Origin of the sequence: Dactylosporangium sp. CS-047395 (genome assembly GCF_050942185.1) — a bacterium.
Taxonomy (GTDB): Bacteria; Actinomycetota; Actinomycetes; order Mycobacteriales; family Micromonosporaceae; genus Dactylosporangium.
This window is the reverse complement of the sequence record NZ_CP192015.1, coordinates 3,477,727-3,499,857: the sequence shown is the minus strand read 5'-3', so window position 1 is coordinate 3,499,857 and position 22,131 is coordinate 3,477,727. Positions and strand designations below refer to the sequence as shown.

Genomic DNA, 22,131 nt, shown 5'->3' with positions numbered 1-22,131 from the left:
TTGGCCGCCCGGCCTTCATGGCGCGGTGGCCTTCACGGGGGAGGTCACCCGCGCCGGGCCCTACCGGAACAGCGCGGCGATGTCGTCGTAGGCGGTGACGATGATCCCCGCGACCAGTCCGGCCCCGCCCGCGACGACCGCTCCGGGCACCGCGACGGCCCCGGTCCCGGCCGCGGCGACCAGCCCGGCCAGCGAGACCAGGATCAGCCCGCCGTTGCGCACGATGTGCCCCTTGCCCAGCGGCGTCGTCGAGGCGCCGAAGCACCGGCACGGCGCCCGGTTGCCGGCCCGCAGGCTGATCGCGATCGCCGCCGCGAACACCGCGAGCAGCCCGGCCGCGATCACGAACCCGGCCACCGCGGCCCAGCGCAGCGGCACCGCCAGCAGCACGACCACGGCCACCTCGGCCGCCACGGACGCGGCGGCGGCCGGCCGGGCCAGCCGCACGGGCACGACGTCCATCCGCAGCAGCGAGTCGACGAACGCGGCGTACGCCTTCGCGCCGCTCACCTTTCCGGCCAGGGCCACCACGAACACCGTCGCCACCAGCAGCCGAGCCGCCACTTCCAGGTAACCCACCGCACACCCTCCCCGTGATCGACCTCAGACTATCTCGGGGCACTAGGCTCGGGCGATGGCCGAGCGCTTTGTGGACGTTCCGGGCGGTTACCTGTACAGCCGCACCACCGGCGAGGGGCCCGACGTGCTGCTCCTGCACGCCGGGGCGGCGGATCTGCGCATGTGGGACCCGACGGTCGAGTGGCTGCGGCAGGTGGCCCGGGTCACCGCGTTCGATTTCCGCGACATGGGCCTGTCTTCAAGGGCGCGGCATCGGTACCGCGAGGTCGACGACATCGCCGCCGTGCTCGACGCGGCCGGGGCGGACCGGGCGGTGCTGGTCGGGGTCTCGGACGGTGCCCGCCGCGCGCTCGCCTTCGCCTGCGCGTTCCCGGACCGGGTGCGGCGGGTGATCGCGGCCGGGGCGGTGCTCGGCGACTTCCCCGACCCGACGCCGGAGGAGGCCGCGGCCCGCGCCGAGATGCGCGCGCACGTCGCCCGGACCCTGCCGCTGCTGGAGGCCGAGGGGATCGCCGCCTACGCCGCCGCCGACATCGCGGCGTGGGGACCGGCGCTCGGCCCGGCGCAGCGGCGCAAGATGGAGGCGCTGCAGATCGCCAACCGGCACTGGATCGAGCTGCCGGAGTCGCTCGGGGCCGAGCTCGACCCGCCGGTCCGGGACCGCTTCGCCGAGCTGACCGTGCCGGTCGACGTGGTCGTCGGCGAGCACGACTTCGCCGGCACCCGGCTGTGGGCCCGACGGCTGGCCGCGCAGGCCCCGGAGGCGACACTCGTCGAGCTGCCCGGCGCCGACCACTTCCCGATGCTCTCGGCCCCGGACGCCTTCGAGCGTGTGGTGCGGGCGGCCCTGCGCTGATCGTGGCCGGGCTCCGGGCCGGGCACAGGTGGACCGCCGCAGCGCCCGGGCTCACGCGGACGGCTCGATGGCCGCGATCCGCAATCCCGCCGGAAAAGCCGCTCAACCTTTTGTGCGCCCGGTCCCGTCGGTGGGGTGACAGCTACCGAGAGGACCATGGATGCGGGCGGAAACCCAGGCCGCGTACGTCGACTACGTGTCGGCCCGGCTGCCGGCGCTGCACCGGGCCGCGTACCTGCTGTGCGCCGGCGACGCCCACCGCGCCGACGACCTTGTGCAGATCACCATCACGCGGCTCTACCAGCATTGGAAGCGCGCTGCGCGCAGCGACAACCTCGACGCGTACGTGCACCGCATGCTCGTGCACACGCTGATCGACGAGAAGCGGCTCGCGTGGGCCCGGGTGCACCTGACCGAACGGCCCGCCGACCTCCCGGCCCCGGCCGGCGGAGAGGTGCACGGCCAGGTCGAGGACCGCAGCCGGCTCGTGCAGGTGCTGCGCACCCTCCCGCCGAGACAGCGGGCCGTGCTCGTCATGCGGTTCCTGCTGGACCGGCCCGTCGAGGAGGTCGCCGAGACCCTGCGCTGCTCCGTCGGCACCGTCAAGAGCCAAAGTTCGCGCGGCCTGGAAACGCTGCGGGGGATGCTTTCGAGGATTGAGGAGCACTGAGGTGTACGACGAGGGGAACGCCGGGGCGGAACTGCGCCGGCTCATGCTCACCGCCGACGTGCCGGCCGCCCGCGCCGACCTGGACCGCGCCATCGCCGACGGTCAGCGGGCCGGGCGCCGCCGCCTGGCCGTCCTCACCGCCGCCGCGGCCGGGATCGCGGTGCTCGCCGCGGCCGGCGGGTTCGCCGTGCTCGGCCCCGACCGCGCCGCGCCCGCACCGCAGCCGGCCGTGCCGTCGCCCGGTGTCTCCGTCTCCACCGCGTACGCCGGCTGCAAGGTCACCCGCCTGCCCGGGCCGGACGGCGGCGCCGAGGTCAGCGCCATGGACCCGAGCGGCACCATCCTGGGCGGCGACGCGCACGGCCGGCCGGTGCTCTGGCGGAACGGCCGGGTCGAGCTGCTGGAGGGCGTGCACGGCGGCGTCTACGACATCGCGGCCGACGGGGCCGTGCTCGGCAACGACGAGGCGACCGGCGGCTGGGTCTGGCGCGACGGGCACGTCACGGCGCTGGCGAAGCTGAACGGGTACAAGATGATGTTCCCCTCCGCGATCAACGCGAAGGGCCAGGTCGCCGGGTTCGCCATCGGCCAGAACGCGGACGACACGGTCCCGGTGACCTGGTCGCCCGACGGCAAGGTGCACAAGCTCACCGTGCCGGCCGGCGTCGGCGCCGCCAACGTCCACTACGCGATGGCCCGCGACCTCAACGACGACGGTCTGGTGGTCGGCGACGTCCGCGGGGCACCGGTCTACTGGACCCCCGACGGGGTGGCCCACGAGCTGCCCAAGCCCGGCCGCGCCGACACGATCGTCTGGGCCATCGCCGGCGACAACATCTACGGCGCGGCGGTCGGCGACTTCGCGGTCCGCTGGTCGCTCACCACGAAGGCGGTCTTCCCGCTGCAGAAGGGCGGCGACGCCGGGGCCAAGGCGGGCTCGGCCAACGGGTTCGCGGTGCTGCCGGGCAACCTGCCCGAGACGAGCCACCGGGTCGGCTCAGGCCGCGACGACGAGCTGCGCGGCCCCGACGGCGAACCGGCGACGGCCCTGGCGATCAGCGGTGACGGCAGGACGGTCGCGGGGTTGGTCGCGACCGCCGAGCCGTACTCCGTGATCTGGACGTGCGGCTGAGACATGCGGGTGATCAGTGGGCGCCGAGCTGGGCGAGCAGGACGTGCATGTCGGAGTTCAGCCAGTACTCCGCGAAGCGCCCGTCCGGACCGGTGCGCAGGGTGTCGGTGCCGGTGAAGGCGATCCGGGTCCCGGGGGCGGCCGCCGCCCCCGGGAAGCCGCCGGCGTAGGTCCCGGTGGCGGTCCAGCGGACGGCGCTCAGCGCACCCTCGGTGATCGGGCCGACATGGACGGCGAAGGTCAGGTCGGGGAACGCGGCGCGCAGCTGGCCGATCCAGCCGGCCAGGGCCTGCGGGCCGCGCAGTTCGGCACTGCCGTCGAGCATGGCCGCGTGGACGAGGAAGTCTTCGGTGACGGTCTGCTCGGCGAGGGACAGCTCGCCGTTCCAGAGCCGGAGCCAGTGATCGAACATGGTCGTTCTCCTTACATCAAGAGGGTCCAGGGGATAAGAGGTTTCAGGGGATCAGGACGACCTTGCCGGCGACGGTGCCGGATTCGGCGAGGCGGACGGCCTCGGCGGCGTCGGTCAGCGGGATGCGGGCGGCCACCTGCGCGCGCAGTGCGCCGCCGGCCAGCAGGGCGAACACCTTCGTGAGGTCCGCGCGGAGCTTGGCCTGGTGGGCGGGCTTGTCGCGGCGGCCGGCCCACAGGTTGTAGAAGGTGGCGCGGCGGCCGTTCGGGGTGAGGTTCCACCACTGCAGGCGGGCGAAGAGCAGCAGGACCGGCAGGCGGGAGCTGCCGCGGTCGTCGCGGGTGGCGGCGGTGCCGTACGAGACCAGGGCGCCACCCCGCCGCACGAGGCGCCAGGACTCGGCGAGGCCGGGGCCGCCGACGTGGTCGAAGACGGCGTCGTAGCCCTGCGGCGACATCTCGCGCAACCGGCGGTACAACAGCGGATCCTTGTAGTCGACCGGGTCGGCGCCGAGCGACCGGACGGCGTCGTGGTGGCGCGGGGACGCCGTGCCGACGACGTGGATGCCGGCGTGGCGGGCCAGCTGGACCAGGGTCGAGCCGACGCCGCCGTTCGCGCCGAGCACGAGGATGGTGCCGCCCGGGCGGACGCGGGCGATGCGGTGCAGCATCTGCCAGGCGGTGACGCCGTTGACGACGACCGTCTCGGCCTCGGCGGGGTCGACGCCGTCCGGGACCGGGACGAGGTCGCCGGCGTCGACGAGCGCGGCCGTGGTCCAGCCGCCGATCTTCGTGACCGCGGCGACCCGCCGGCCGATCAGGGCCGGGTCGACGCCGGGGCCCGTCTGCTCGACCCGGCCGACCAGGTCGTAGCCGGGGACGAAGGGGAACGGGGGCTGGTCGTAGTACTTGCCGCGGCGCATCTGCTGCTCGGCGAACGAGACGCCGCTGGCCTCGACGCGGACCAGGGCCTGGCCGCTCGCCGGCGCCGGGATTTCGCGGGCGCGCAGCTGCAGGCCGTCGGGCTCGACGAGGCCGGGGAGCACGATCTCGGTGATGTTCATCGCGGGTGTACCTCCAGTGCTGGTTAGTATGTGTGCACACACTTACAATTGCGGGCACGAAAACGGGGCCTACGGGTGGCGCATGCCGAAGGTGAGGGCGGTGGCCCAGGACTCGTCGACCTCGTCGAGGCCGGTGGTGACGATCAGGTGGCACAGCTGGCCGTAGGCGATGAACTGCTGGATCTGCCGGTCGTCGGCGCCGGCCGTGCGCAGGAACGCGACCAGGCGCTTGTAGCCGTGCTGGACCGCGGCCTTGATCTCGGGGACGTCGCTGACGCTCTGCGCGTGCACCTGCAGCAGCAGCAGGTTCTTGTCGGCGATGAGCTCGGCGTAGGCGCCGCCGAGGCGATACAGCAGCTTCTCCGGGTCCTTGTCGGGGGCCTGCTCGGCGGCGGCCTCCAGGGTGGCGAGGATCCGCTCGTAGCACGCCTCGACGGCGGCCAGGAACAGCCCGAGCTTGCCGGAGAAGAGCCGCAGCGCGTACGCCTCCGAGATCCCGGCCGCCGCCGCCACCGCCGTCACGGGCGTGGCGTGAAAGCCGTTCCGCGCGAAGACGGCGACGGCGCGATCGAGGAGGACGGCCCGGCGGGCCTCGGCGGTGCTGCGTATGTAAGTGAGTACACACAAACAAACTCAGCTTGTCAAGGGGACACGGCCGTCCGGGCGTCGCGGGGCAGGGTCGGGTCGAGCACCCAGTGCTCGGTGATGGTGGCGCTGTACAGGCGGAACGGGCGGCCCTCCCCCACCTTCTCCGGGCCGAAGGCGGACGCGCCCTTGGCCAGGCCGCCGCGGTTGTAGGCGTCCAGGCGGCCGTCGTCGATCGTGACGGTGCCGCTCATGTAGACCGCCTTGGCCCCACCGATCGGCACGGTCGAGTCGAACACCACGAGGCTGACCCGCGGCTGCACGGCGATGTTGCGCGAGTGGCGGGTCCCGGGGTCGGACAGCCAGAGCAGCGTGGAGTAGCCGTCCAGCGCGTAGAAGACCGGCGACACCCACGGCACCCCGTCGCCGTCGGCCGTGCCGAGCACCACGTACTTGTTCTCGTCCAGCATGTCCCGCGCGTATGCGGTCAGGTCGATCTGATCTTCGCCCATCAACCGAGGGTAGCGGCGATCGGGCCGAGCAGCGCGAGCTTGTCGGCGGCGTCGGTGGCGTAATCCGGGTGGTACACCACCAGCACGATCCCGTCGGTGCCGGTGACGAGGAGCTTCTCGCGGTTCAGGGGCAGGTCGCCGACGAGCGGGTGGCGGAACGGGACCATCGCGGCGGTGCGCGGGCGCACGTCGTGGCGGGCCCACAGGCGGCGGAACAGCGGGCTGGCCACCGACAGCTCGCCGACGAGCTCGATCAGGCGCGGATCGGCGGTGTCGGCGCCCGCGGCCTCGCGCAGGTGGGCCACCAGCATCGCCGCGCCCGCCTCCCAGTCCGGGAACATCGCCTGTTCGGCCGGGTCCAGCAGCAGGTCCCGCAGCCGGTTGCGGCCGGCGGCCAGGCGCGGCGAGAGGGCCCGCGCGAGGGGGTTGGCGGCCAGCACGTCCAGCCGGCGGCCCTCCACGAAGGCGGGCAGCGGGAGCAGGGCGACCAGCTTGGCGGTGCCGGCCGGGACCCGTTCGGGGCGGGGGCGGCGCGGCCGCCGGGGCTTGTCGGCGGCCAGGCCCAGCAGGTACGCGCGGGAGTCGTCGTCCAGCTGCAGTACCCGGGCCAGGGACTCCAGCACCTGCACCGACGGGTGGCGGTCGCGGCCGCGTTCCAGGCGCAGGTAGTAGTCCGCGCTGATGCCGGCGAGCATGGCCACCTCCTCGCGGCGCAGGCCCGGCACCCGGCGCACACCCAGCACCGGTACGCCCGCCTCGTCCGGCGTGACGAGCTCGCGCCGGGCCCGCAGGAACGCGCCGAGCTGGTTCTCCTCCATGGGCCAACCGTAGTTCGCCGGGCCCCCGGAAGAGGGGGTCCTGGCGGGACCCTGGCTCGCCCGGCGGCCGCGCGTGATGGTGTGAGGCATGACCGAACTCGCACTCATCACCGGCGCCTCCTCCGGGATCGGCCGGGCCTTCGCCGAGCGGCTCGCCGCCGACGGATACGACCTGATCGTCGTCGCGCGGCGGCGGGAGCGCCTCGACGCGCTCGCCGCGCAGCTGCCCACCAACGTGGAGGTGGCCACCGCCGACCTGGCCACCGACGAGGGCATCGACGCCGCGGCCGGGCTGTGCGCCGCGCGGCCGCTCACGATGCTCGTCAACAACGCCGGGGTCGCGCACTACATGCCCCTCGCCCAGCTGCCGGCGGCCAAGGCCCGCGAGCTGGTCAGCGTCAAGGTGCTCGCGCCCACGCTGCTGACCCGGGCGGCGCTGCCGGGCATGCTGGAGCGCGGCCACGGCACCGTCCTCAACGTCGCCGGCATGATCGCGTTCGGCGGACCGGCGGCGGCGATGCCGGGCTCGGGGCGCGCGGTGTACACGAACACGCTCGCCGGTGCCGTCGCCATGACCCAGACGCTCAACACCGAGCTGGCCGGCACCGGGGTCGGCGCGCACGTGGTCTGCCCGGGCATCGTGGCCACGGAGTTCCACGAGGTGCAGGGCATGGACCTGTCCGCGCTGCCGCGGATGGCGCCCGCCGACGTCGTCACCGCGGCCCTGGCCGGCATCCGCCTGGGCGAGGTGGTCAGCGCCCCGGGGGTCGAGGACTACGGGCTGCTGGAGCGCGTGTTCGCCGCCGACATCGCGGCGTTCGGCGGGCAGGGTCCGGCGCTGGCTTCGCGGTACAAGACGGCCTGAGTTCTTTCAGAATTTCGGAATGACGGCGGCGAGCGCGCTGACGACGAAGGGGCTCACGATCACCAGCCCGCTGCGCAGCTCGCCGAACGTCGTCTGGTCGATGCCGAGCAACTTCTCCAGCTTGCTGCGCTCGTCGGCCTTGCCGACCAGCTCCTCGACCGGCACCTTGGACAGCGGGAAGTGCCGGTCGACGAAGAGCGCGCAGCGGCGGCGCAGGGTGGTCGAGGCGGGCACGTACATGACGCCGACCACGAACGACGCCACCGCCCCGGAGAACAGGACCACCGACTTGGGCAGGTCGGCGCCCCAGTCGGTGGCCGCCCCGTTGACCAGCGTCACCAGCAGCACCAGGAAGCCGAGCTGGTTCAGCAGCCGGGACACCAGCCGGCGCAGGCTCAGCAGGGTGTTGAGCTGCTCGCCGGGGGTGCCGACGAGCGGGCGGCGGGCGACCCGGTGCACGGCGCCGAGGGTGGCCGCCGACGGCAGCGCGCCGCAGATGGCGATGGCCGACAGGGCCACCCCGCGGCTGGTCAGGCCCTGCTGGCCGAGCACGAACGGGGTCGCCGCGACCAGCCCGACGGCGACCGCGACCGAGGCGAGGACCAGGTGCAGCACCTGGTACAGCCGGACCCGGTGCACCAGGCCGATGTCCCGCCAGCGGGCCGCGCCGAAGCCGAACGCCTCACCGCTGGCCGCGCCGAGCACGGCGGCCAGGATCGCGAACAGCACCCACCGCGGCTCGTGCTGGTGCCCGGGGCTGGTCCAGGCGATGAACGTGCCGAGCACCGCGCCGGCCAGCATCGCGAGCAGGCGCAGCTCGCCGGTGATGGTCTCCTCGGCGTCGGAGAGCTCCGTCATAGGACCTTCGGGGGCGTGTTGCCGGCGGCCTCGATCGCGCGCCGGACCGGTACCAGCAGGAGCATGACCAGACCGGCGACGAAGAAGACCAGCGTCGAGGCGATCGCGATCCGGTAGGTGCCGGTGAGCTGGAACGCCAGGCCGAACAGCAGCGGGCCGAGCCAGCTGGTGCCGTCGGAGGAGATCTCGTACAGGCCGAAGTACTCCGCCTCCGAGCCGCGCGGGATCATCTGGCTGAACAGCGAGCGGCTCAGCGCCTGCGAGCCGCCCAGCACGATCCCGATCAGGGCGCCGAGCAGCATGAACAGCACCGGCTGCCGCTCGGGCAGCGGGTAGGCCAGGCCGACCGCGACGCACCAGACGACGAGGCTGGCGGCGATGGTGCGCCAGGCGCCGAACCGCTCGGCGATCCGGCCCAGCATCCAGGCGCCGCCGAAGGCCACGAACTGCACGAGCAGGATGGTGGCGATCTGGATCGACTGGTCCAGGTGCAGCTGCTGGTCGGCGTAGATGGTGGCGACGGTGATGACGGTCTGGATGCCGTCGTTGTAGATCAGGTAGGCGGCGAGGAAGAACAGGGTCAGCGGGTACGCCCGCGCGCTCCTGAGCGTGTGACCGAGCTGCCGGAAGCCGTCGATCAGCGGGTGGCCGCGGTCGTGCTCGCCGGCCACCGCCGGCAGGTCGCGCAGCCGGGCGATGGCGACGGTGGTGAACACGGCCCACCACACGCCGGCCGAGACGATCGACCAGCGGGCGACCGTGCCGGAGTACCGCTCGTCGAGGCTGAGCAGGGCGCCCAGGTTGATGACGAGCAGGATGCCGCCGCCGATGTAGCCGATGGCCCAGCTGAAGCTCGACACCCGGTCCCGGTCGTCGGGGCCGGCCAGCTGCGGCAGGTAGGAGTTGAAGACCACCTTGGCCGCGCCGTACGCGATGTTGGCGATCAGCAGCAGCCCGGCCCCGAGCAGGTAGCGGTCGCCGGTCAGGAAGACCATCGCGATGACGCTGCCGGCGCCGATGTACGCGAACAGCGCGAGCAGCCGCTTCTTGTGCGAGCTGCGGTCGGCCAGGGCGCCGACGAGCGGCAGGAGCGGGACGGTGAGCAGGACCGAGGCGGAGACGGTGTAGGTGAACAGCGAGCCCGTGGCGACCGGGACGCCCAGAACGGGCACGAGCCCGTCGGGACCGGCCGCGCGCTCGGCGATCGTCGTCAGGTAGGGGCCGAGGAAGACGGTGATGACGGTGGCACGGAACGCGGAGATGGCCCAGTCGTAGGAGTACCAGCCGATCCGCTCCGAGCGCGTGGCAACGAGGGCCGGCGCGGTCATGGCCGACATGCTGCCACGCGCCCCGGCGGTTAGGCCAGACGCGCCGGTCGTTTCTAGGCCAGACGTGCCGGGAAGCCTCCGGTGGCGATCGGGCCCCAGCGGTCGATCGTGATGCGGATCAGTGACTTGCCCTGATCGCGCATGGCCTGGCGGTACTCGTCCCAGTCGGGGTGTTCGCCGGAGATACAGCGGAAGTACTCCACCAGCGGCTCCAGCGCCTCCGGCAGGTCGAGCACCTCGGCGGTGCCGTCGACCTGGACCCAGGCGTCGTTCCACTCGTCGGACAGGACCAGGACCGAGACCCGCGGGTCGCGGCGCAGGTTGGTCACCTTGGCCCGCTCCGGGTAGGTGGAGACGACGATCCGCCCCTCCGGGTCGACGCCGCACGTGACCGGCGAGGCCTGCGGGCGGCCGTCGGCGCGGTTGGTGATGACGATCCCGTGGTGCCGCTTGCCGAGGAACTCCACCAGGGCGGCCCGGTCGACATGGTCGTTCGTCGCGATTTTGCGTGCCATGACCCCAACCTATCCGGATCTGGCTCTCACGAGGGAGGCTCCGGCAGTACACCCGAGGGCAGAATGACCGGCATGCGTGAACGCCTGATCGACCTGCTCATCGCCGCGGCGGTGACGGCCGCGACGACGTTTCCGGCGATCTGGTACCCCCCCGTCGCACCCTGGCGCGGTCGTGCTCGGGCTGTTCGCGTCCGTGCCGCTGATCTGGCGGCGCCGGGCCCCGGTCCTCGTCGCCCTGGTCACCGGCATCGCCACGACCTGGCTCTCGCTGATCCAGATGCTGCCGGACATGCCGTACGGGCAGCTGGTGGCCACCTACACCTGGGCCGAACTGGCCGCGCCCGCCTGGCGCGTCGCGGCCGTCGTCATCACCACCGGCGGCGTCGTGTTCTCGCTGGTGATGCCCCAGGAAAACCCGCCGTCCTTCGGGTACGTCGGGCTGATGTTCGTCACCGCCTACGCCCTCGGCGCCGGGGTGCGGGCCCGGCGCGACCGGATCGCGTTCCTGGAGGAGCGCACCCTGCGGCTGGTCGAGGAGCAGGCGGCCGCGGCCGGCAACGAGCGGGCCCGGATCGCGCGGGACATGCACGACGTGCTCGCCCACTCGGTCGGGCTGATGGTGGTGCAGGCCGAGGGCGGGGCGTCGGTCGTGCGGGCCGACGCCGGGCGGGCCGAGGCCGCGTTCGACGCGATCGCCGAGACCGGGCGGGAGGCGCTCGTCCAGCTGCGGCACACCCTGGGCGTGCTGCGGGAGCAGGCGCCGGAGCCGGCCGGGGTGGACGCGATACCGTCGCTGGTCGAGCGGGCCCGGCGGACGGGCCTGGACGTCGCTCTCGTTCGGGATTCGCTGCCGACGGTGGATCCGGTGGTCGGGGCCACGGCGTTCCGGGTCGTGCAGGAGGCGCTGACCAACGTGGTGAAGCACGCCGGGGCGCGGAAGGTTTCCGTCACGTTGGCGTTCGCGGATGGTCTCGACGTCTGTGTGCGGGACGACGGCCGCGGCGGGGAGGCGGTCTTCGGGCACGGGCTGCGCGGGATGCTGGAGCGGGTGCAGGCGGTGGGCGGGACGCTGCGGACCGGGCCGCGGGCCGACGGGCCGGGGTTCGAGGTCGTGGCGACGCTGCCGGTGGGTGCTCGATGACGCTGCGCGTGGTGGTGGCCGACGACCAGGACCTGGTGCGGGGCGGGCTGTGCATGATTCTGGAGTCGCAGCCGGACATCAGCGTCGTCGGGGAGGCGTCGGACGGCGCGCAGGCGGTGGCCCGGGCCCGGCAGACCGCGCCGGACGTGGTGCTCATGGACGTGCGGATGCCGGTGATGGACGGGATCGCGGCCACTCGCGAGATCTGCGCGGCGACCTCGGCCCGGGTGCTGGTGCTCACGACGTTCGACCTGGACGAGTACGTGTACGACGCCCTCCAGGCCAGCGCCAGCGGCTTCCTGCTCAAGGACATGCACCGGACCGAGCTGGTGGCGGCGGTGCGGACGGTCGCGGCCGGATCCTCGTTGCTGGCCCCGACGGTGACCCAGCGGCTGATCGCGGATGTGCTGCGGCACCGGGCGTTTCGCACCGACGAGCGGCTCGGCACGCTGACCCCGCGCGAGCTCGACATCCTGCGGGAGGTCGCGCGGGGCCAGTCCAATGCCGAGATCGCGGCGGCGCTGTTCGTCACCGAGCACACGGTGAAGACGCACGTCTCCAACCTGCTGACGAAACTCGGCCTCCGGGACCGGGTGCAGGCGGTAGTGCTCGCCTACGAGTCGGGCCTGGTGCGGCCGGCCGGCTAGTGGCTGTCCCAGGTCCAGCGGTCGTCCCAGGTCGCCTGGTTGCAGGCGCCGGTGAACAGCTGGTTGCCCGAGCTGGACGTGTTGACCCGCAGGCAGAGGCCGCCCTGCCGGTTCTGCAGCCAGTAGTAGTCGATGTCGCCGTTCTGCTTGATCGTCGGCTTCCACTGGTCGTTGAGGGCGGACGTGCTGCAGCCGTACTGGATGACTCTGGTCCCGGTCGTGACGTTGCCCGCCGCGTTGAGGCACTTGCCGGTCTGGCGGTTGAAGATGCGGTAGTAGCCGCCGGTGGTGTCCTGCCAGTACCACTGCTGGTAGAAGTTGCTCGCGATCCCGCAGTTGCGGATGACCACCGGCGCGCTCTGGTTGGCGTTGTCCACCTTGGCGCACCAGAAGATCCCGCCCCACGGGTGGATCTCGTACGGTCCCTGCGTGGCCGCGAGCGCCGGCGTCTGCGTGAACACGAGCGTCCCGGCCATCGCGGCCAGGGCGACGAGCAGCATGCGAATGAGTCGCATCGATCCCCCGTTCGTTCGGATTCGAAGCGTCCGAATCTATCGATCCATGGCCGCCGCCCGCAAGACTTGCCGCGGGCGTTCGCGGTGCCGATCCTGGGCGCATGTTCATCGAGGTGCCGTTCGCCGGGGCGGGCTCCGGGCGGGCCGAGCTGACCTGGGGTCAGCGGGCGATGGTGCAGGCCATGGCCCGGGAGGACTCGTGGCTGCCGATGGGCGGGTGCCGGCCGCTGGCGCCGGGGACGACACTCGCGGATGTGGCGGCGCAGGTGCGGTACACGATCGAGCGGTGGCAGTCCTTCCGCACGTTGTTCCGTGACGGGATGCAGGAGGTGGTCGCTTCGGGGGTCGCGCGGTTCGAGGTCCTGGACGGGGTCTCGGCCGCCGCCGTCGAGGCCCGCTATCGCGCGGCGGCCCCGGACCTGGCCGCCGACTGGCCGATGCGGATGGCCGTCGTCCGCCGGGACGGCGTGCCCGCCGAGATGGTCGCGGTGATGCCGCACCTGGTGACCGACGGGCTGGGCGCGGCCATCATGGTCGACGAGTCGACGCGCCGGGTCGCCACGCCGCCGGCCGGGCTGCAGCCGCTGGACATCGCGGCGTGGCAGCAGGGCCCGCAGGGAGCCCGGCAGCACGCGGGGGCGCGGCGTCATTTCTCGCGGCACGCGGACGGTCTCGAGGAGTTCGCGAGCGTCGTTGCGTCTCCACGGTACCGCAAGTGCCTCCTCGAATCCCCCTTGCTCGCCACGCGATTGCCGATGGCCGCGGCGCGCTTCGGCACCGATGAGTCCACGGTGCTGCTGGCGGCCTATTTCGTGGCCCTGTCGAGGATCTCGGGCCGTTCCGTGCTCGGGGTGCGACAAGTGGTGAGCAACCGGTTCCGCACTGGACTGTCCGATGTGGTCAGTCCGCTCACCCAGCTGGGGCTGTGCGTGGTGGACGTGCCGCCGACGTTCCCGGAGGCGGTGGCGGCGGTGGCGCGGGCGGCGCTGCCCGCGCGCAAGTACGCCTACTACGACCCGCTGGACATCCCTTCCCTGGCGACGCCGTGCTTCAACGACCGGCGGGCGGTGTCGACGACCTCGTTCGGGGCGGAACGTTCACCGTCGCCGGGAGTGCTGACCTTCTCGGCGCAGGCGGGTCCTACTGAGCCGCTGTTTTTGCACGTGGATGCGGTACAAGATGGGATGCGGTTGATCTTTGATTTTGACAGTGGTTGTTTCTCTGAGTCTTCTGTCGGGGCTCTCGCGCGCTGTCTTGAGGGGGTTGTTTGACCGATATGTCGGGCGTTGGCGCGCCACGACATATCGGAAATATACATTATGCCGGATTTTGGGGGAGTGGCTCGCGCTGGACCAGCCAAAACTTCGGGATTGCGGCGCGGCCCGTGTAGGCGGCCACGATGCCGCCGACCATGGCCGCCGTCGTGTCGACGTCGCCGCCGGCCTCGACGCAGGCTCTGATCGCGGCCGGGTAGTCGTCCAGGCGGGTCGCGGCCACCCACAGGGCGAACGGGACCGTGTCCTGGGCGAGGACCTGGGAGCCGTTGCCGAGTTCGTACGCGGCCTCGGCTACGCTCGCGTTGAGCAGCCGTCTGGCCCGCCGCACGCCGTCGAGGACGCCGCCGTCGACGAGGTAGCCGGTCACGGCGTCGAGCAGCTCGGCCGGCGTGGGGCGGTTGCGGATCAGGCGCGCCCAGCCGGCCTCGGCGGCCGCGACGGCCACGGCGACCGCGCCCAGGATGCCCTCGGGGTGCGCGTGGGTGACCTCGGCCTGGCGCATCGCCTCGAGGGCGGCCGTGCGCGAGTCGCCGGCGTGGAAGGCCCCGAGCGGCGCGACCCGCATCGCCGCGCCGTTGCCCATCGACCCGGCGCCGCCGAACGCGTCCTTGGCCACGTCCCGCCACGGCTCGCCGTCGCGGATGCGGTGCAGAATGACAACAGCGCCGCCACCGTACCCGCGGTAGGGTTCGAACCGCCGCGCGAACGCCTCGGCGAGCCGGTCCTGATCGATGGATGCGCTTCGGTGGAGCTCGTCCACCAGCGTGCAGGCCATCTCGGTGTCGTCGGTCCACGGCCACGCGCCCGCGGGGGCCGTGGTGTCGAGCAGGTCGGGCCACGTCGTGCCCGGTACGAAGAACTGCGCCCCAAGGGCGTCTCCCACACTCAGCCCATCCAGGCTGTCCGTACAGCGTCCGAAGTCGGTCATCGGGAAAATTGTCGTACCCCGGGTCTACCGTCTGCCACGTGAATGTTCAGGAGTTCCGGTATCTGGCCCCGTCGACGGCGGGCGCGGGCGGGGTCGACCTGCAGACCAGCGGCGGCCCCGAGGCCAATCCGCGCTTCTTCGCCGGGTTCCTGACCACGCCGCCGGCCGCCGCGGCCGGACTGCTCGCGGTGGCGGATGTGGCGCGCACGCGGTACTTCCAGCCCCGCGACCCGGCCAGCCTCGACCCCGTCGTCACCGGCAGCGAGGACCGGCTGCGCTTCGAGTCGTTCTCCGGCTGCGGCGGCGTCTACGCCCGCCTCGACATCCTCCCGCCCGGCCTCGACGGCGAGGTGCTCGGCCACGGCACCACCAACGTCGACGTCAACCCGCCGCTGCGCGAGGCTCTGGCCCGCATCGCCGGCCTGGACCCGCTGCACCTGTCGGTCGGCCCCGACGCGCTGACCGCATCGACGCTGGACGGCACGGTCGTGGAGAAGAAGGTGCCGCTCCCGCCCCGCTGGCTGCGCGGCTTCGCCGAGGTCCACGTGCTGTCGTCCGGCTTCGACCTGCGCGCCGAGCTCCCGGCCGCCGAGGCCAACGCGTTCCTGCGCCGCCTGCCCGCCGCCGGCGACCGCTCGACCCTGTGGGCGGTGCCGGCCGGCCGTTCCCTGCGCCTGACCTCCCGTCCGGTGCCGGGTGCGGTGTGCCTCGCCGGGGCCGGACGGCTGGCCGCGTTGAAACCGCTGCTCCGGTACGTCACGGGCCTGCGCGTCTACGGCCCGCCCGTCAAGCCGGGGTCGCCGCCGGTCCCCAGCGCCTGGGAGGTGCACACGCCTTCACTCCGGCTGACGCTGACCCTGTCGCCGGAGGTGCACCGCGGCTTCTCGGGCGAGGGGGCGGCGCTGCTGTCGCTGGCCGCGGACGAGGCCACCGACGACGCGGAGCTGGTCGGGGCGCTGCTCTCCTGGGACCCGACCATCGATGTGGCCGCTCTGGCCGACGCCGCGGGGGCTTCCGCCGCGCGGGTGCGGGCGGCGCTGGCGCAGCTCGGGACGGCGGGGCGGGTGGGCTACGACGTGGCGGAGGCGGCCTATTTCCACCGGGTCATGCCGTACGACGCGGCCCGCGTGGAGCGGGACAATCCCCGGCTGGCAGGGGCGCGGGCTCTCGTCGAGGCGGGCGCGGTCACGCTCGACGGACCGTTGGCGGCCACCGTGCGCAGCGGGGCGGAGACGTATCGGGTGCGGCGGCTGGCCGATGGGACGCTGACGTGCACGTGTCCTTGGTGGGGAAAGCATCGCGGAAACCGGGGACCGTGCAAGCATGCGCTGGCGGTGAGCATCGCATGAGCATTGTTGACGTTCTTCGGGCCGGGCAGGCGCCGGAAGTGATGGCCGCGGTGGCGGGGCTGACCGAGGCCGAGCGGAGGGTCGAGTTCAAGGCCCTGGAGGCGTACGTCAAGCAGGAATCCGAGCCCTGGTACGGACCCGCGAGCATCGCCCTGGCCGTGGCCACGGTCGGCACCGCCCCCTCCTCCGCGGCGGCCGCGCGCATCCTGCGACGCCGCCTGTTCCCCCTCGCGGCGGACGCGATCGCGGCCACCGGCCGGGCCCGCGGGGTGCCGTGGCTGGCCGACCTGGGCGCGCGGCTCGACACCGTGTGGCCGGTGGCCGCCGCCCTGGTCGAAACCCCACCGGACGGCGACTGGTTCGTGACCGGCTGGCTCGACGACCTGAACTTCCCCGCCGCGCAGGAGCTGCGGTCGGTGCCGATCGTCGACCGGCTGCGCACCGACCGCTTCCTCGACGCCCTGCTCCCCCGCGTGTTCACATCCGCGGAGGCGGGCAACCACCTGCTCATCTTCGACCCGAACAACCAGCGCGGCGGCGACCTGGCCATCGTGGAAGCCCTGGCCGCCCTGGCGGCGGAGGGTCGCCTGGCCCGCGCCGACCTGCTGACCGCGGCGCTGTCCCGGCTGCTGCGCGGCGGGGATCGACGCCAGGGGACCCGGGCGTTCCTGGCGCTGCTGACGGCCCTCTCCCCCACCCCGGCCGAGGCTTCGGCGCACGCCGGCGACTACCTGCGGCTGCTGTCCGACGGGCCGGTCACGGTGGCCACGGCCGCGCAGAAAGTCCTGCGCGGTGCGCGGGAGCTCGACCTGGACGCGGTGCTGGAGGCTTCGCGGGCCGTGTTGCTCCGGCCGGACAAGGGCCTCGTCAAGGCGCAGCGGACGTGGTTGGGCGCGCTGGCCCGCGCGTACCCGGCTCGGCGGGCCGAGATCGAGGCGCTGCTGGAGGCTCCGGCACCGGCACTGCTGCCCGTCACCGTCCCGCTCCCCGCTCCCCCGGCGGTCGCCCCGGCACCGGCGCCGATCGCCGACCCGGACGAGCTGGCCGAGGAGGTGGCGGCGTTCTACAGCGACCGTCCGTTCTCCGCGCTGCTGCCCCTCGAACGCATCCTCGACGGCGTCGTACGCCTCGCCGCCGGCGACCGGACCGCCCTGGCCCGCGCGCTGCAGCCGGTCGTGGAGCGGCACCGCGCCGGGATGGGCGAGCATCGGTGGGACCCGAACTGTGTGTGCGGCACGTTCACCCGGTTGCTGCAGACCGCGATCGACCCCGGTCTGGCCCCGGCGGCGACCTCGGGATGGGCCTCGCTGCTGGCCGCGGCCCGCCGGTTCCTGTCGCTGGGCGAGTCGCCGCCGGACCGCCGCATCCCGCCGCCGCAGCGACTGTTGCGGGCGCGGCTGGCCGAGATCGGGCTGCACCTGGGATCGGACTCGCTGCCGGCCGGCGGGTTGTTGAGCGCACCGACCTGGAGCAACGGGGTCCTCGACACCGACGTGCTGCTCGCCCGGCTGGCCGCCTTCCGTCCCGGCGACCCATGGCCGTGGGATCTGGCCCAGGCGATGCTGCGCCTCCCACCCGGGCCGGACCTGGACTCGGCGGCGCGGGCCGAGGCGCTGAAAACGCCGGCGGGGTCGAGGCTGGGCACGTGGCTGCGCGGCTACGGTCTTCCCAAGCCGGCGTGGCAGGTGGAGGTCAGGCCGCGCCGGCCGAAGAAGCACGGAGGCGACTGGGATTTCGACACTTTGCCGACCCTGCGCGTCGAGGTCACCACCGCGCCACCGGAGACGCCGAAGAAAGCGGGTGCGGCGGGTGCGGCAGGGACGATGGGCACGGCGGGTGCGGCAGGGACGACGGGCACGACGGGTTCGGCGGGGACGACGGATGCGGCGGCCACGACGGGTGCGGCGGAGGCGTTCGGGCTGCTCGGTACGGCGGCGCCGCCGGTCGGGGTCGGGAGCAACGGCTGGCATGTGCTGTGGCCGGGCATGCTGCCGTGGCATCGCGGGCTGGTCGCCGCCTTCGCGCTGTCCGACGTGGCCGCGACCGCCGACATGGATCAGCGCGGGGGTGGGGCGATCCTGCCGCTGCTGGCCGAAACCCATGGTGAGGGCGGACCGGCGCTGGCGATCGCCGTTGCCTATGGGCTCACCGCGCGCCACGAAGCCGACCGCCTGGCCGCCGTGGACGCGCTGCTGTTGCTGGCCGCCACCGATTCGTTCGACGCGGAGACGGCCGGGCACTATCTGGGGCTGCTTGCCGTCGGTGGGGCGATCAAGGTGAACCGGGCCGTGGAACCGTTGCGCGATGCGGCCGCCGCCGGGGCGCCGCATGTCGTGTTCCGGGTGCTGGCTGCCGCGCTCCCGGCGATGCTCGCCGCGCCGACGACGCCGCGCGGGACGCCCGATCTGCTTGCGATCGCCGCGGAAACGGCCGCCGCTGGACGAGGGGTAACCCACCCCACGAGCGACACGACTGCGACCGCCGTTGGGTGCGGTGAGTTGCGCGGCGGTTCTCGGGATGGCGGCGGGGATTCGTCGGCGTTGATTGCGGGGCTTGCGGAGGTGGCGGCGCGGAAAGGGGCGTCGCGCCTCGTCGTTGAGGCGCGACGCCTGGTTGGTGCGCTTGACGGGCCGGAGCGTCAGAAGTCGTCGTCGAAGGAGACGGTGCCGGTGACACCTACCTGATAGGCCGAGACTCGGCGTTCGAAGAAGTTCGAGAGTTCCTGGACGTCCTGGAGTTCCATGAAGGCGAACGGGTTGCGGCTGCCGTACAGGGGCTCGATGCCCAGCAGTGCGAGGCGGCGGTCGGCGACGTGCTGGAGGTATTCGCGCATGTCGGACAGGGACAGGCCCGAGATGCCTTGTTCGAGCAGGTCGGCGGCGAACTGGACCTCGCATTCGACGGCCTCGGTGAGCATGTTGCGGACCTCGGCGGCCATTTTGTCGTCGAACAGGTCCGGCTCCTCGGAACGGACCGTCTCGACCACGTCGAAGGCGAACGCCATGTGCATCGACTCGTCGCGGAAGACCCAGTTGGTGCCGGAAGCCAGGCCGTGCAGGAGGCCGCGGGAACGGAGGTAGTAGACGTAGGCGAAGGCGCCGTAGAAGAACAGGCCCTCGATGCAGGCGGCGAAGCAGATCAGGTTGAGCAGGAACGCGCGGCGGTCGTCGCGGGTTCGGAGCTCGTGCAGGTCGCCCAGGGAGTCGATCCAGCGGAAGCAGAAGTCGGCCTTGCGGCGGATCGACGGGATGTTCTCCACGGCGGCGAAGGCCGCGAACCGTTCTGTTTCGTCGGGGACGTACGTGTCGAGGAGGTTCAGATAGAACTGGACGTGCACGGCCTCCTCGAAGAGCTGGCGGGAGAGGTAGAGCCGGCCCTCCGGGGAGTTGACGTGCTGGTAGAGGTTGAGCACGAGGTTGTTGGCGACGATCGTGTCGCCGGTGGCGAAGAACGCGACCAGCCTCGAGACCAGGTGCCGCTCGGCGGGGGTGAGCCTGGCCAGGTCGGGCAGGTCGCTGTGCAGGTCGACCTCCTCGACGGTCCAGGTGTTCTTGATGGCGTCCTTGAAGCGGTCGAAGAAGTGCGGGTAGCGCATGGGCCGCAGGGTGAGATCCATGCCGGGATCGAGCAGGCTCACTGGCACGCCTCGCAGGACTCGGGGTTTTCCAAAGAGCAGGCGACCGCGTCAGCCGGGGCGATCAAACCAACAGCCGCCGGAGAGGAAACGGCCGGCGCCGGAGAACCAGCCGACGCCGCAGAAACGGACGAGGTAGCCGCCACGGAGACCGTTGCCTGCTGGATTCTGGTCGCGGGGCGGGAGCGCAGGTAGTACGTGGTCTTCAGGCCGGACTTCCACGCGTGCAGGTACATCGAGGAGAGTTTCCCGATCGTGGGAGCGCTCATGAACAGGTTCAGCGACTGCGACTGGTCGACGTACGGCGAGCGCGCCGCGGCCAGGTCGATCAAGGCGCGCTGCGGCAGCTCCCAGGCGGTGCGGTACAGGTCGCGCACGTCGGCCGGTAGCTCCGTGATGCCCTGGATCGAACCCTCGGCCCGCTTGATCTGCTCGCGGATCGTGGACGTCCACAGGCCGCGGGACTTGAGCTCCCGTACCAGATAGGTGTTGATCTGGAGGAACTCGCCGGACATGGTCTCGCGTTTGAACAGGTTGGAGACCTGCGGCTCGATGCACTCGTAGCAGCCCGCGATCGACGCGATCGTCGCCGTCGGGGCGAGCGCGATCAGCAGGGAGTTGCGCAGGCCGTTCGCCGCGATCCGGGTGCGCAGCGCCGACCAGCGCTCGGCCGCGGCCGGGACGGCGTCCCACAGGTCGGGGTGCAGCACGCCACCGGCGGCGCGGGTCTCGGCGAACGCCGGGTGGGCGCCGAACCGCTCGGCCAGCTCCGCCGACGTCTCCAGGGCGGTCAGGAAGATCTCCTCCTGGACCCGCGTCGAGAGCTCCTGCGCGCCGGGCGAGTCGAACGGCAGGCCCAGCGTGAAGAACGCGTCCTGCAGGCCCATCAGCCCGAGGCCGACCGGGCGCCAGCGCGGGTTCGACGCCGCCGCCTGCTGCGACGGGTAGTAGTTGATGTCGATGACCCGGTCCAGGAAGACGACCGCGGTGCGGACCGTGGCGCGCAGCTTGTCCCAGTCGACGCCGCCGGCGGTCACGTGCGCGCCGAGGTTGATCGAGCCGAGGTTGCACACCGCGGTCTCGCCGTCGCTGTTGACCTCGACGATCTCGGTGCACAGGTTGGACAGGTGAATCGTGTTGCCCGGCGCGCCGGTCTGGTTGGACAGCGCGTTGGAGCGGTCCTTGAACGTCATCCAGCCGTTGCCGGTCTGCGCGAGGGTGCGCATCATCTTGCCGTACAAGTCGCGGGCCTTGATCGTGCGCACCGCTTGCTTCTCCGCGACGCGATAGGCGGCGTCGAATGCCTCGCCGAACAGGTCGGGCAGTTCGGGGGCGTCGGACGGGTCGATGAGCGACCATTCCTCGTCGGCCTCGACGCGGCGCATGAACTCGTCCGGAATCCAGTTCGCGAGGTTCAGGTTGTGCGTGCGGCGGGCGTCCTCGCCGGTGTTGTCGCGCAGTTCGAGGAATTCCTCGATGTCCGGGTGCCACGGTTCCAGATAGACGCACGCCGCTCCCTTGCGCCGCCCGCCCTGATTCACCGCGGCGACCCCGGCGTCCAGGGTCTTCAGAAAGGGCACGATGCCGTTCGATTTCCCGTTGGTACCGCGAATCAGCGCGCCCCGCCCCCGCACGCGCGACCACGAGATGCCGATGCCGCCGGAGAACTTCGACAGCTTGGCGACCTGGTGGTACCGCTCGTAAATGGAGTCCAGCTCGTCGCGCGGCGAGTCGACGAGGAAACACGAAGACATCTGGGTGTGCCGGGTGCCGGAGTTGAACAGTGTCGGCGAACTCGGCAGGTACGCCAGCGACGACATGAGTCGATAGAACCCGATCGCCTCGGCCGGCGTCTCGGACAGGCCGCAGGCGACGCGCAGCAGCCAGTACTGCGGCGTCTCCACCACCAGCCGCGACTCAGGATGGCGCAGCAGGTAGCGGTCGGCGACCGTGCGCAGCCCGAAGTACTCGAAGCGCAGGTCCCCCCGCAGGTCGATGGCGTCGTCCAGCTTACGCGCGTTGCGGCCCACGAAGGCGGCCGTCTCGTCGCCGATGAGTCCCTGCTGGTGCGCGTACGCGATCGACTGACTGAAGCTCGCGACCCCCTGCCCGCGCACCTCCTTGTCGACGTACGCGGCGAGCAGCCGGGCCGCGAGCCGCGAGTACTGCGGCTCCTCCCCGATCAGCTCGGCCGCCGTCTGGATCGACAGCTTGTCCAGCTCGGCGGTGGTCGCGCCGTCGTACAGCCCGCTGATGGTGCGCGTCGCCACGCGCATCGGGTCGACCTCGTCGAGGTCCCCGGCCCAGCGCTCGACCGCGCGCACGATCTTGTTGACGTCCACCGCTTCGGTGTCGCCGTTGCGTTTCCGGACCTGCATCCGCGTTCCTCTCCTCGTGCCCTCGACGGTTTGAGGTCGAAAGGACACGCGGAGACGCCACCGGTGCCC

General features: G+C 72.4%; 22 protein-coding genes. 9 read left to right on the top strand and 13 right to left on the bottom strand.

Annotated features, from left to right (window positions below; all coding sequences use genetic code 11):
- Positions 1-60: 60 nt before the first annotated feature.
- A complete protein-coding gene (locus ACQP00_RS16420) occupies positions 61-579 on the bottom strand; it encodes a MauE/DoxX family redox-associated membrane protein (RefSeq protein ID WP_433219872.1) in 519 nt (172 codons plus the stop codon).
- 55 nt (positions 580-634) lie between these two features.
- Between ACQP00_RS16420 and ACQP00_RS16415 the strand changes: the two genes are divergently transcribed.
- The 3 genes from ACQP00_RS16415 (at position 635) to ACQP00_RS16405 (ending at position 3,237) form a co-directional block, all read left to right on the top strand.
- Entirely contained in the window at positions 635-1,435 is an 801-nt protein-coding gene (locus ACQP00_RS16415; RefSeq protein WP_433219871.1) for an alpha/beta fold hydrolase, read from the top strand.
- A gap of 160 nt (positions 1,436-1,595) precedes the next feature.
- On the top strand, positions 1,596-2,105 hold the full coding sequence (locus tag ACQP00_RS16410; protein WP_433219869.1) for a SigE family RNA polymerase sigma factor: 510 nt from the start codon (positions 1,596-1,598) through the stop codon (positions 2,103-2,105).
- Position 2,106: 1 nt separating this feature from the next.
- Positions 2,107-3,237 (top strand): hypothetical protein, encoded by a 1,131-nt coding sequence (locus ACQP00_RS16405; RefSeq protein WP_433219867.1) that lies wholly within the window; start codon positions 2,107-2,109, stop codon positions 3,235-3,237.
- A gap of 13 nt (positions 3,238-3,250) precedes the next feature.
- Here ACQP00_RS16405 and ACQP00_RS16400 read toward each other — a convergent pair whose 3' ends face one another.
- From ACQP00_RS16400 to ACQP00_RS16380, 5 genes are all read right to left on the bottom strand, one after another.
- Positions 3,251-3,649, bottom strand: a complete 399-nt coding sequence (locus ACQP00_RS16400; RefSeq protein WP_433219865.1) for an ester cyclase — start codon at positions 3,647-3,649, stop codon at positions 3,251-3,253.
- A 43-nt stretch (positions 3,650-3,692) separates the two neighbouring features.
- The gene (locus tag ACQP00_RS16395; RefSeq protein ID WP_433219863.1) at positions 3,693-4,712 is read right to left on the bottom strand and encodes a medium chain dehydrogenase/reductase family protein; all 1,020 of its coding nucleotides are present in this window, start codon (positions 4,710-4,712) and stop codon (positions 3,693-3,695) included.
- A 69-nt stretch (positions 4,713-4,781) separates the two neighbouring features.
- A complete protein-coding gene (locus ACQP00_RS16390) occupies positions 4,782-5,234 on the bottom strand; it encodes a TetR/AcrR family transcriptional regulator (protein WP_433219861.1) in 453 nt (150 codons plus the stop codon).
- A 119-nt stretch (positions 5,235-5,353) separates the two neighbouring features.
- The gene (locus ACQP00_RS16385; RefSeq protein ID WP_433219859.1) at positions 5,354-5,809 is read right to left on the bottom strand and encodes a pyridoxamine 5'-phosphate oxidase family protein; all 456 of its coding nucleotides are present in this window, start codon (positions 5,807-5,809) and stop codon (positions 5,354-5,356) included.
- Positions 5,809-6,627 (bottom strand): helix-turn-helix transcriptional regulator, encoded by an 819-nt coding sequence (locus tag ACQP00_RS16380; RefSeq protein ID WP_433219857.1) that lies wholly within the window; start codon positions 6,625-6,627, stop codon positions 5,809-5,811. Before ACQP00_RS16380 ends, ACQP00_RS16385 begins: the two co-directional genes overlap by 1 nt.
- Before the next feature lie 88 nt (positions 6,628-6,715).
- Between ACQP00_RS16380 and ACQP00_RS16375 the strand changes: the two genes are divergently transcribed.
- Positions 6,716-7,492, top strand: coding sequence for an SDR family NAD(P)-dependent oxidoreductase (locus ACQP00_RS16375; RefSeq protein ID WP_433219855.1), 777 nt, complete (start codon positions 6,716-6,718; stop codon positions 7,490-7,492).
- Between the two features lie 6 nt (positions 7,493-7,498).
- Here the strand turns inward: ACQP00_RS16375 and ACQP00_RS16370 are convergent, their stop codons facing one another.
- The 3 genes from ACQP00_RS16370 to ACQP00_RS16360 are packed head-to-tail and all read right to left on the bottom strand — an operon-like array spanning position 7,499 to position 10,193.
- A complete protein-coding gene (locus ACQP00_RS16370; RefSeq protein ID WP_433219853.1) occupies positions 7,499-8,350 on the bottom strand; it encodes a hypothetical protein in 852 nt (283 codons plus the stop codon).
- Complete coding sequence (locus ACQP00_RS16365) at positions 8,347-9,843, bottom strand: MFS transporter (RefSeq protein ID WP_433223877.1); 1,497 nt, start codon at positions 9,841-9,843, stop codon at positions 8,347-8,349. Before ACQP00_RS16365 ends, ACQP00_RS16370 begins: the two co-directional genes overlap by 4 nt.
- Positions 9,732-10,193: a PPOX class F420-dependent oxidoreductase gene (locus tag ACQP00_RS16360; RefSeq protein ID WP_433219851.1), complete on the bottom strand. Its 462-nt coding sequence runs from the start codon at positions 10,191-10,193 to the stop codon at positions 9,732-9,734. The genes ACQP00_RS16365 and ACQP00_RS16360 overlap by 112 nt, the downstream gene beginning before the upstream one ends.
- A gap of 172 nt (positions 10,194-10,365) precedes the next feature.
- On the opposite strand from ACQP00_RS16360, the gene ACQP00_RS16355 reads away from it, so the two are divergent.
- Both ACQP00_RS16355 and ACQP00_RS16350 read left to right on the top strand, forming a co-directional pair.
- Positions 10,366-11,334 (top strand): sensor histidine kinase, encoded by a 969-nt coding sequence (locus tag ACQP00_RS16355; RefSeq protein WP_433219849.1) that lies wholly within the window; start codon positions 10,366-10,368, stop codon positions 11,332-11,334.
- Positions 11,331-11,981, top strand: coding sequence for a response regulator (locus ACQP00_RS16350; protein ID WP_433219847.1), 651 nt, complete (start codon positions 11,331-11,333; stop codon positions 11,979-11,981). The genes ACQP00_RS16355 and ACQP00_RS16350 overlap by 4 nt, the downstream gene beginning before the upstream one ends.
- Here the strand turns inward: ACQP00_RS16350 and ACQP00_RS16345 are convergent.
- Positions 11,978-12,496: an RICIN domain-containing protein gene (locus ACQP00_RS16345; RefSeq protein WP_433219845.1), complete on the bottom strand. Its 519-nt coding sequence runs from the start codon at positions 12,494-12,496 to the stop codon at positions 11,978-11,980. The genes ACQP00_RS16350 and ACQP00_RS16345 overlap by 4 nt on opposite strands.
- 101 nt (positions 12,497-12,597) lie before the next feature.
- Between ACQP00_RS16345 and ACQP00_RS16340 the strand changes: the two genes are divergently transcribed.
- Complete coding sequence (locus ACQP00_RS16340; RefSeq protein ID WP_433219843.1) at positions 12,598-13,767, top strand: hypothetical protein; 1,170 nt, start codon at positions 12,598-12,600, stop codon at positions 13,765-13,767.
- Between the two features lie 46 nt (positions 13,768-13,813).
- Here the strand turns inward: ACQP00_RS16340 and ACQP00_RS16335 are convergent, their stop codons facing one another.
- Positions 13,814-14,701 carry an ADP-ribosylglycohydrolase family protein gene (locus ACQP00_RS16335; RefSeq protein ID WP_433219841.1) on the bottom strand — a complete coding sequence of 296 codons (888 nt, stop codon included), beginning with the start codon at positions 14,699-14,701 and terminating at the stop codon, positions 13,814-13,816.
- A 38-nt stretch (positions 14,702-14,739) separates the two neighbouring features.
- Here ACQP00_RS16335 and ACQP00_RS16330 point away from each other — a divergent pair, with 38 nt between their 5' ends.
- Together ACQP00_RS16330 and ACQP00_RS16325 are read left to right on the top strand one after the other, a co-directional pair.
- A complete protein-coding gene (locus tag ACQP00_RS16330; protein ID WP_433219839.1) occupies positions 14,740-16,050 on the top strand; it encodes an SWIM zinc finger family protein in 1,311 nt (436 codons plus the stop codon).
- Positions 16,047-18,734 (top strand): hypothetical protein, encoded by a 2,688-nt coding sequence (locus ACQP00_RS16325; protein ID WP_433219837.1) that lies wholly within the window; start codon positions 16,047-16,049, stop codon positions 18,732-18,734. Before ACQP00_RS16330 ends, ACQP00_RS16325 begins: the two co-directional genes overlap by 4 nt.
- Here ACQP00_RS16325 and ACQP00_RS16320 read toward each other — a convergent pair.
- Positions 18,689-19,666 carry a ribonucleotide-diphosphate reductase subunit beta gene (locus ACQP00_RS16320; protein WP_433223875.1) on the bottom strand — a complete coding sequence of 326 codons (978 nt, stop codon included), beginning with the start codon at positions 19,664-19,666 and terminating at the stop codon, positions 18,689-18,691. The two genes, ACQP00_RS16325 and ACQP00_RS16320, sit on opposite strands and share 46 nt — an antisense overlap.
- Before the next feature lie 17 nt (positions 19,667-19,683).
- A complete protein-coding gene (locus ACQP00_RS16315) occupies positions 19,684-22,062 on the bottom strand; it encodes a ribonucleoside-diphosphate reductase subunit alpha (protein WP_433219835.1) in 2,379 nt (792 codons plus the stop codon).
- Positions 22,063-22,131 lie beyond the last annotated feature (69 nt).

Bases quoted from the DNA above. Each gene is read 5' to 3' on its own strand.
- ACQP00_RS16380 (WP_433219857.1), bottom strand. From the start codon at position 6,627: ATGGAGGAGAACCAGCTCGGCGCGTTCCTGCGGGCCCGGCGCGAGCTC.
- ACQP00_RS16410 (WP_433219869.1), top strand. From the start codon at position 1,596: ATGCGGGCGGAAACCCAGGCCGCGTACGTCGACTACGTGTCGGCCCGG.
- ACQP00_RS16345 (WP_433219845.1), bottom strand. From the start codon at position 12,496: ATGCGACTCATTCGCATGCTGCTCGTCGCCCTGGCCGCGATGGCCGGG.
- ACQP00_RS16400 (WP_433219865.1), bottom strand. From the start codon at position 3,649: ATGTTCGATCACTGGCTCCGGCTCTGGAACGGCGAGCTGTCCCTCGCC.
- ACQP00_RS16325 (WP_433219837.1), top strand. From the start codon at position 16,047: ATGAGCATTGTTGACGTTCTTCGGGCCGGGCAGGCGCCGGAAGTGATG.
- ACQP00_RS16335 (WP_433219841.1), bottom strand. From the start codon at position 14,701: ATGACCGACTTCGGACGCTGTACGGACAGCCTGGATGGGCTGAGTGTG.
- ACQP00_RS16385 (WP_433219859.1), bottom strand. From the start codon at position 5,809: ATGGGCGAAGATCAGATCGACCTGACCGCATACGCGCGGGACATGCTG.
- ACQP00_RS16370 (WP_433219853.1), bottom strand. From the start codon at position 8,350: ATGACGGAGCTCTCCGACGCCGAGGAGACCATCACCGGCGAGCTGCGC.
- ACQP00_RS16375 (WP_433219855.1), top strand. From the start codon at position 6,716: ATGACCGAACTCGCACTCATCACCGGCGCCTCCTCCGGGATCGGCCGG.
- ACQP00_RS16320 (WP_433223875.1), bottom strand. From the start codon at position 19,666: ATGGATCTCACCCTGCGGCCCATGCGCTACCCGCACTTCTTCGACCGC.
- ACQP00_RS16395 (WP_433219863.1), bottom strand. From the start codon at position 4,712: ATGAACATCACCGAGATCGTGCTCCCCGGCCTCGTCGAGCCCGACGGC.
- ACQP00_RS16340 (WP_433219843.1), top strand. From the start codon at position 12,598: ATGTTCATCGAGGTGCCGTTCGCCGGGGCGGGCTCCGGGCGGGCCGAG.
- ACQP00_RS16350 (WP_433219847.1), top strand. From the start codon at position 11,331: ATGACGCTGCGCGTGGTGGTGGCCGACGACCAGGACCTGGTGCGGGGC.
- ACQP00_RS16315 (WP_433219835.1), bottom strand. From the start codon at position 22,062: ATGCAGGTCCGGAAACGCAACGGCGACACCGAAGCGGTGGACGTCAAC.
- ACQP00_RS16415 (WP_433219871.1), top strand. From the start codon at position 635: ATGGCCGAGCGCTTTGTGGACGTTCCGGGCGGTTACCTGTACAGCCGC.
- ACQP00_RS16360 (WP_433219851.1), bottom strand. From the start codon at position 10,193: ATGGCACGCAAAATCGCGACGAACGACCATGTCGACCGGGCCGCCCTG.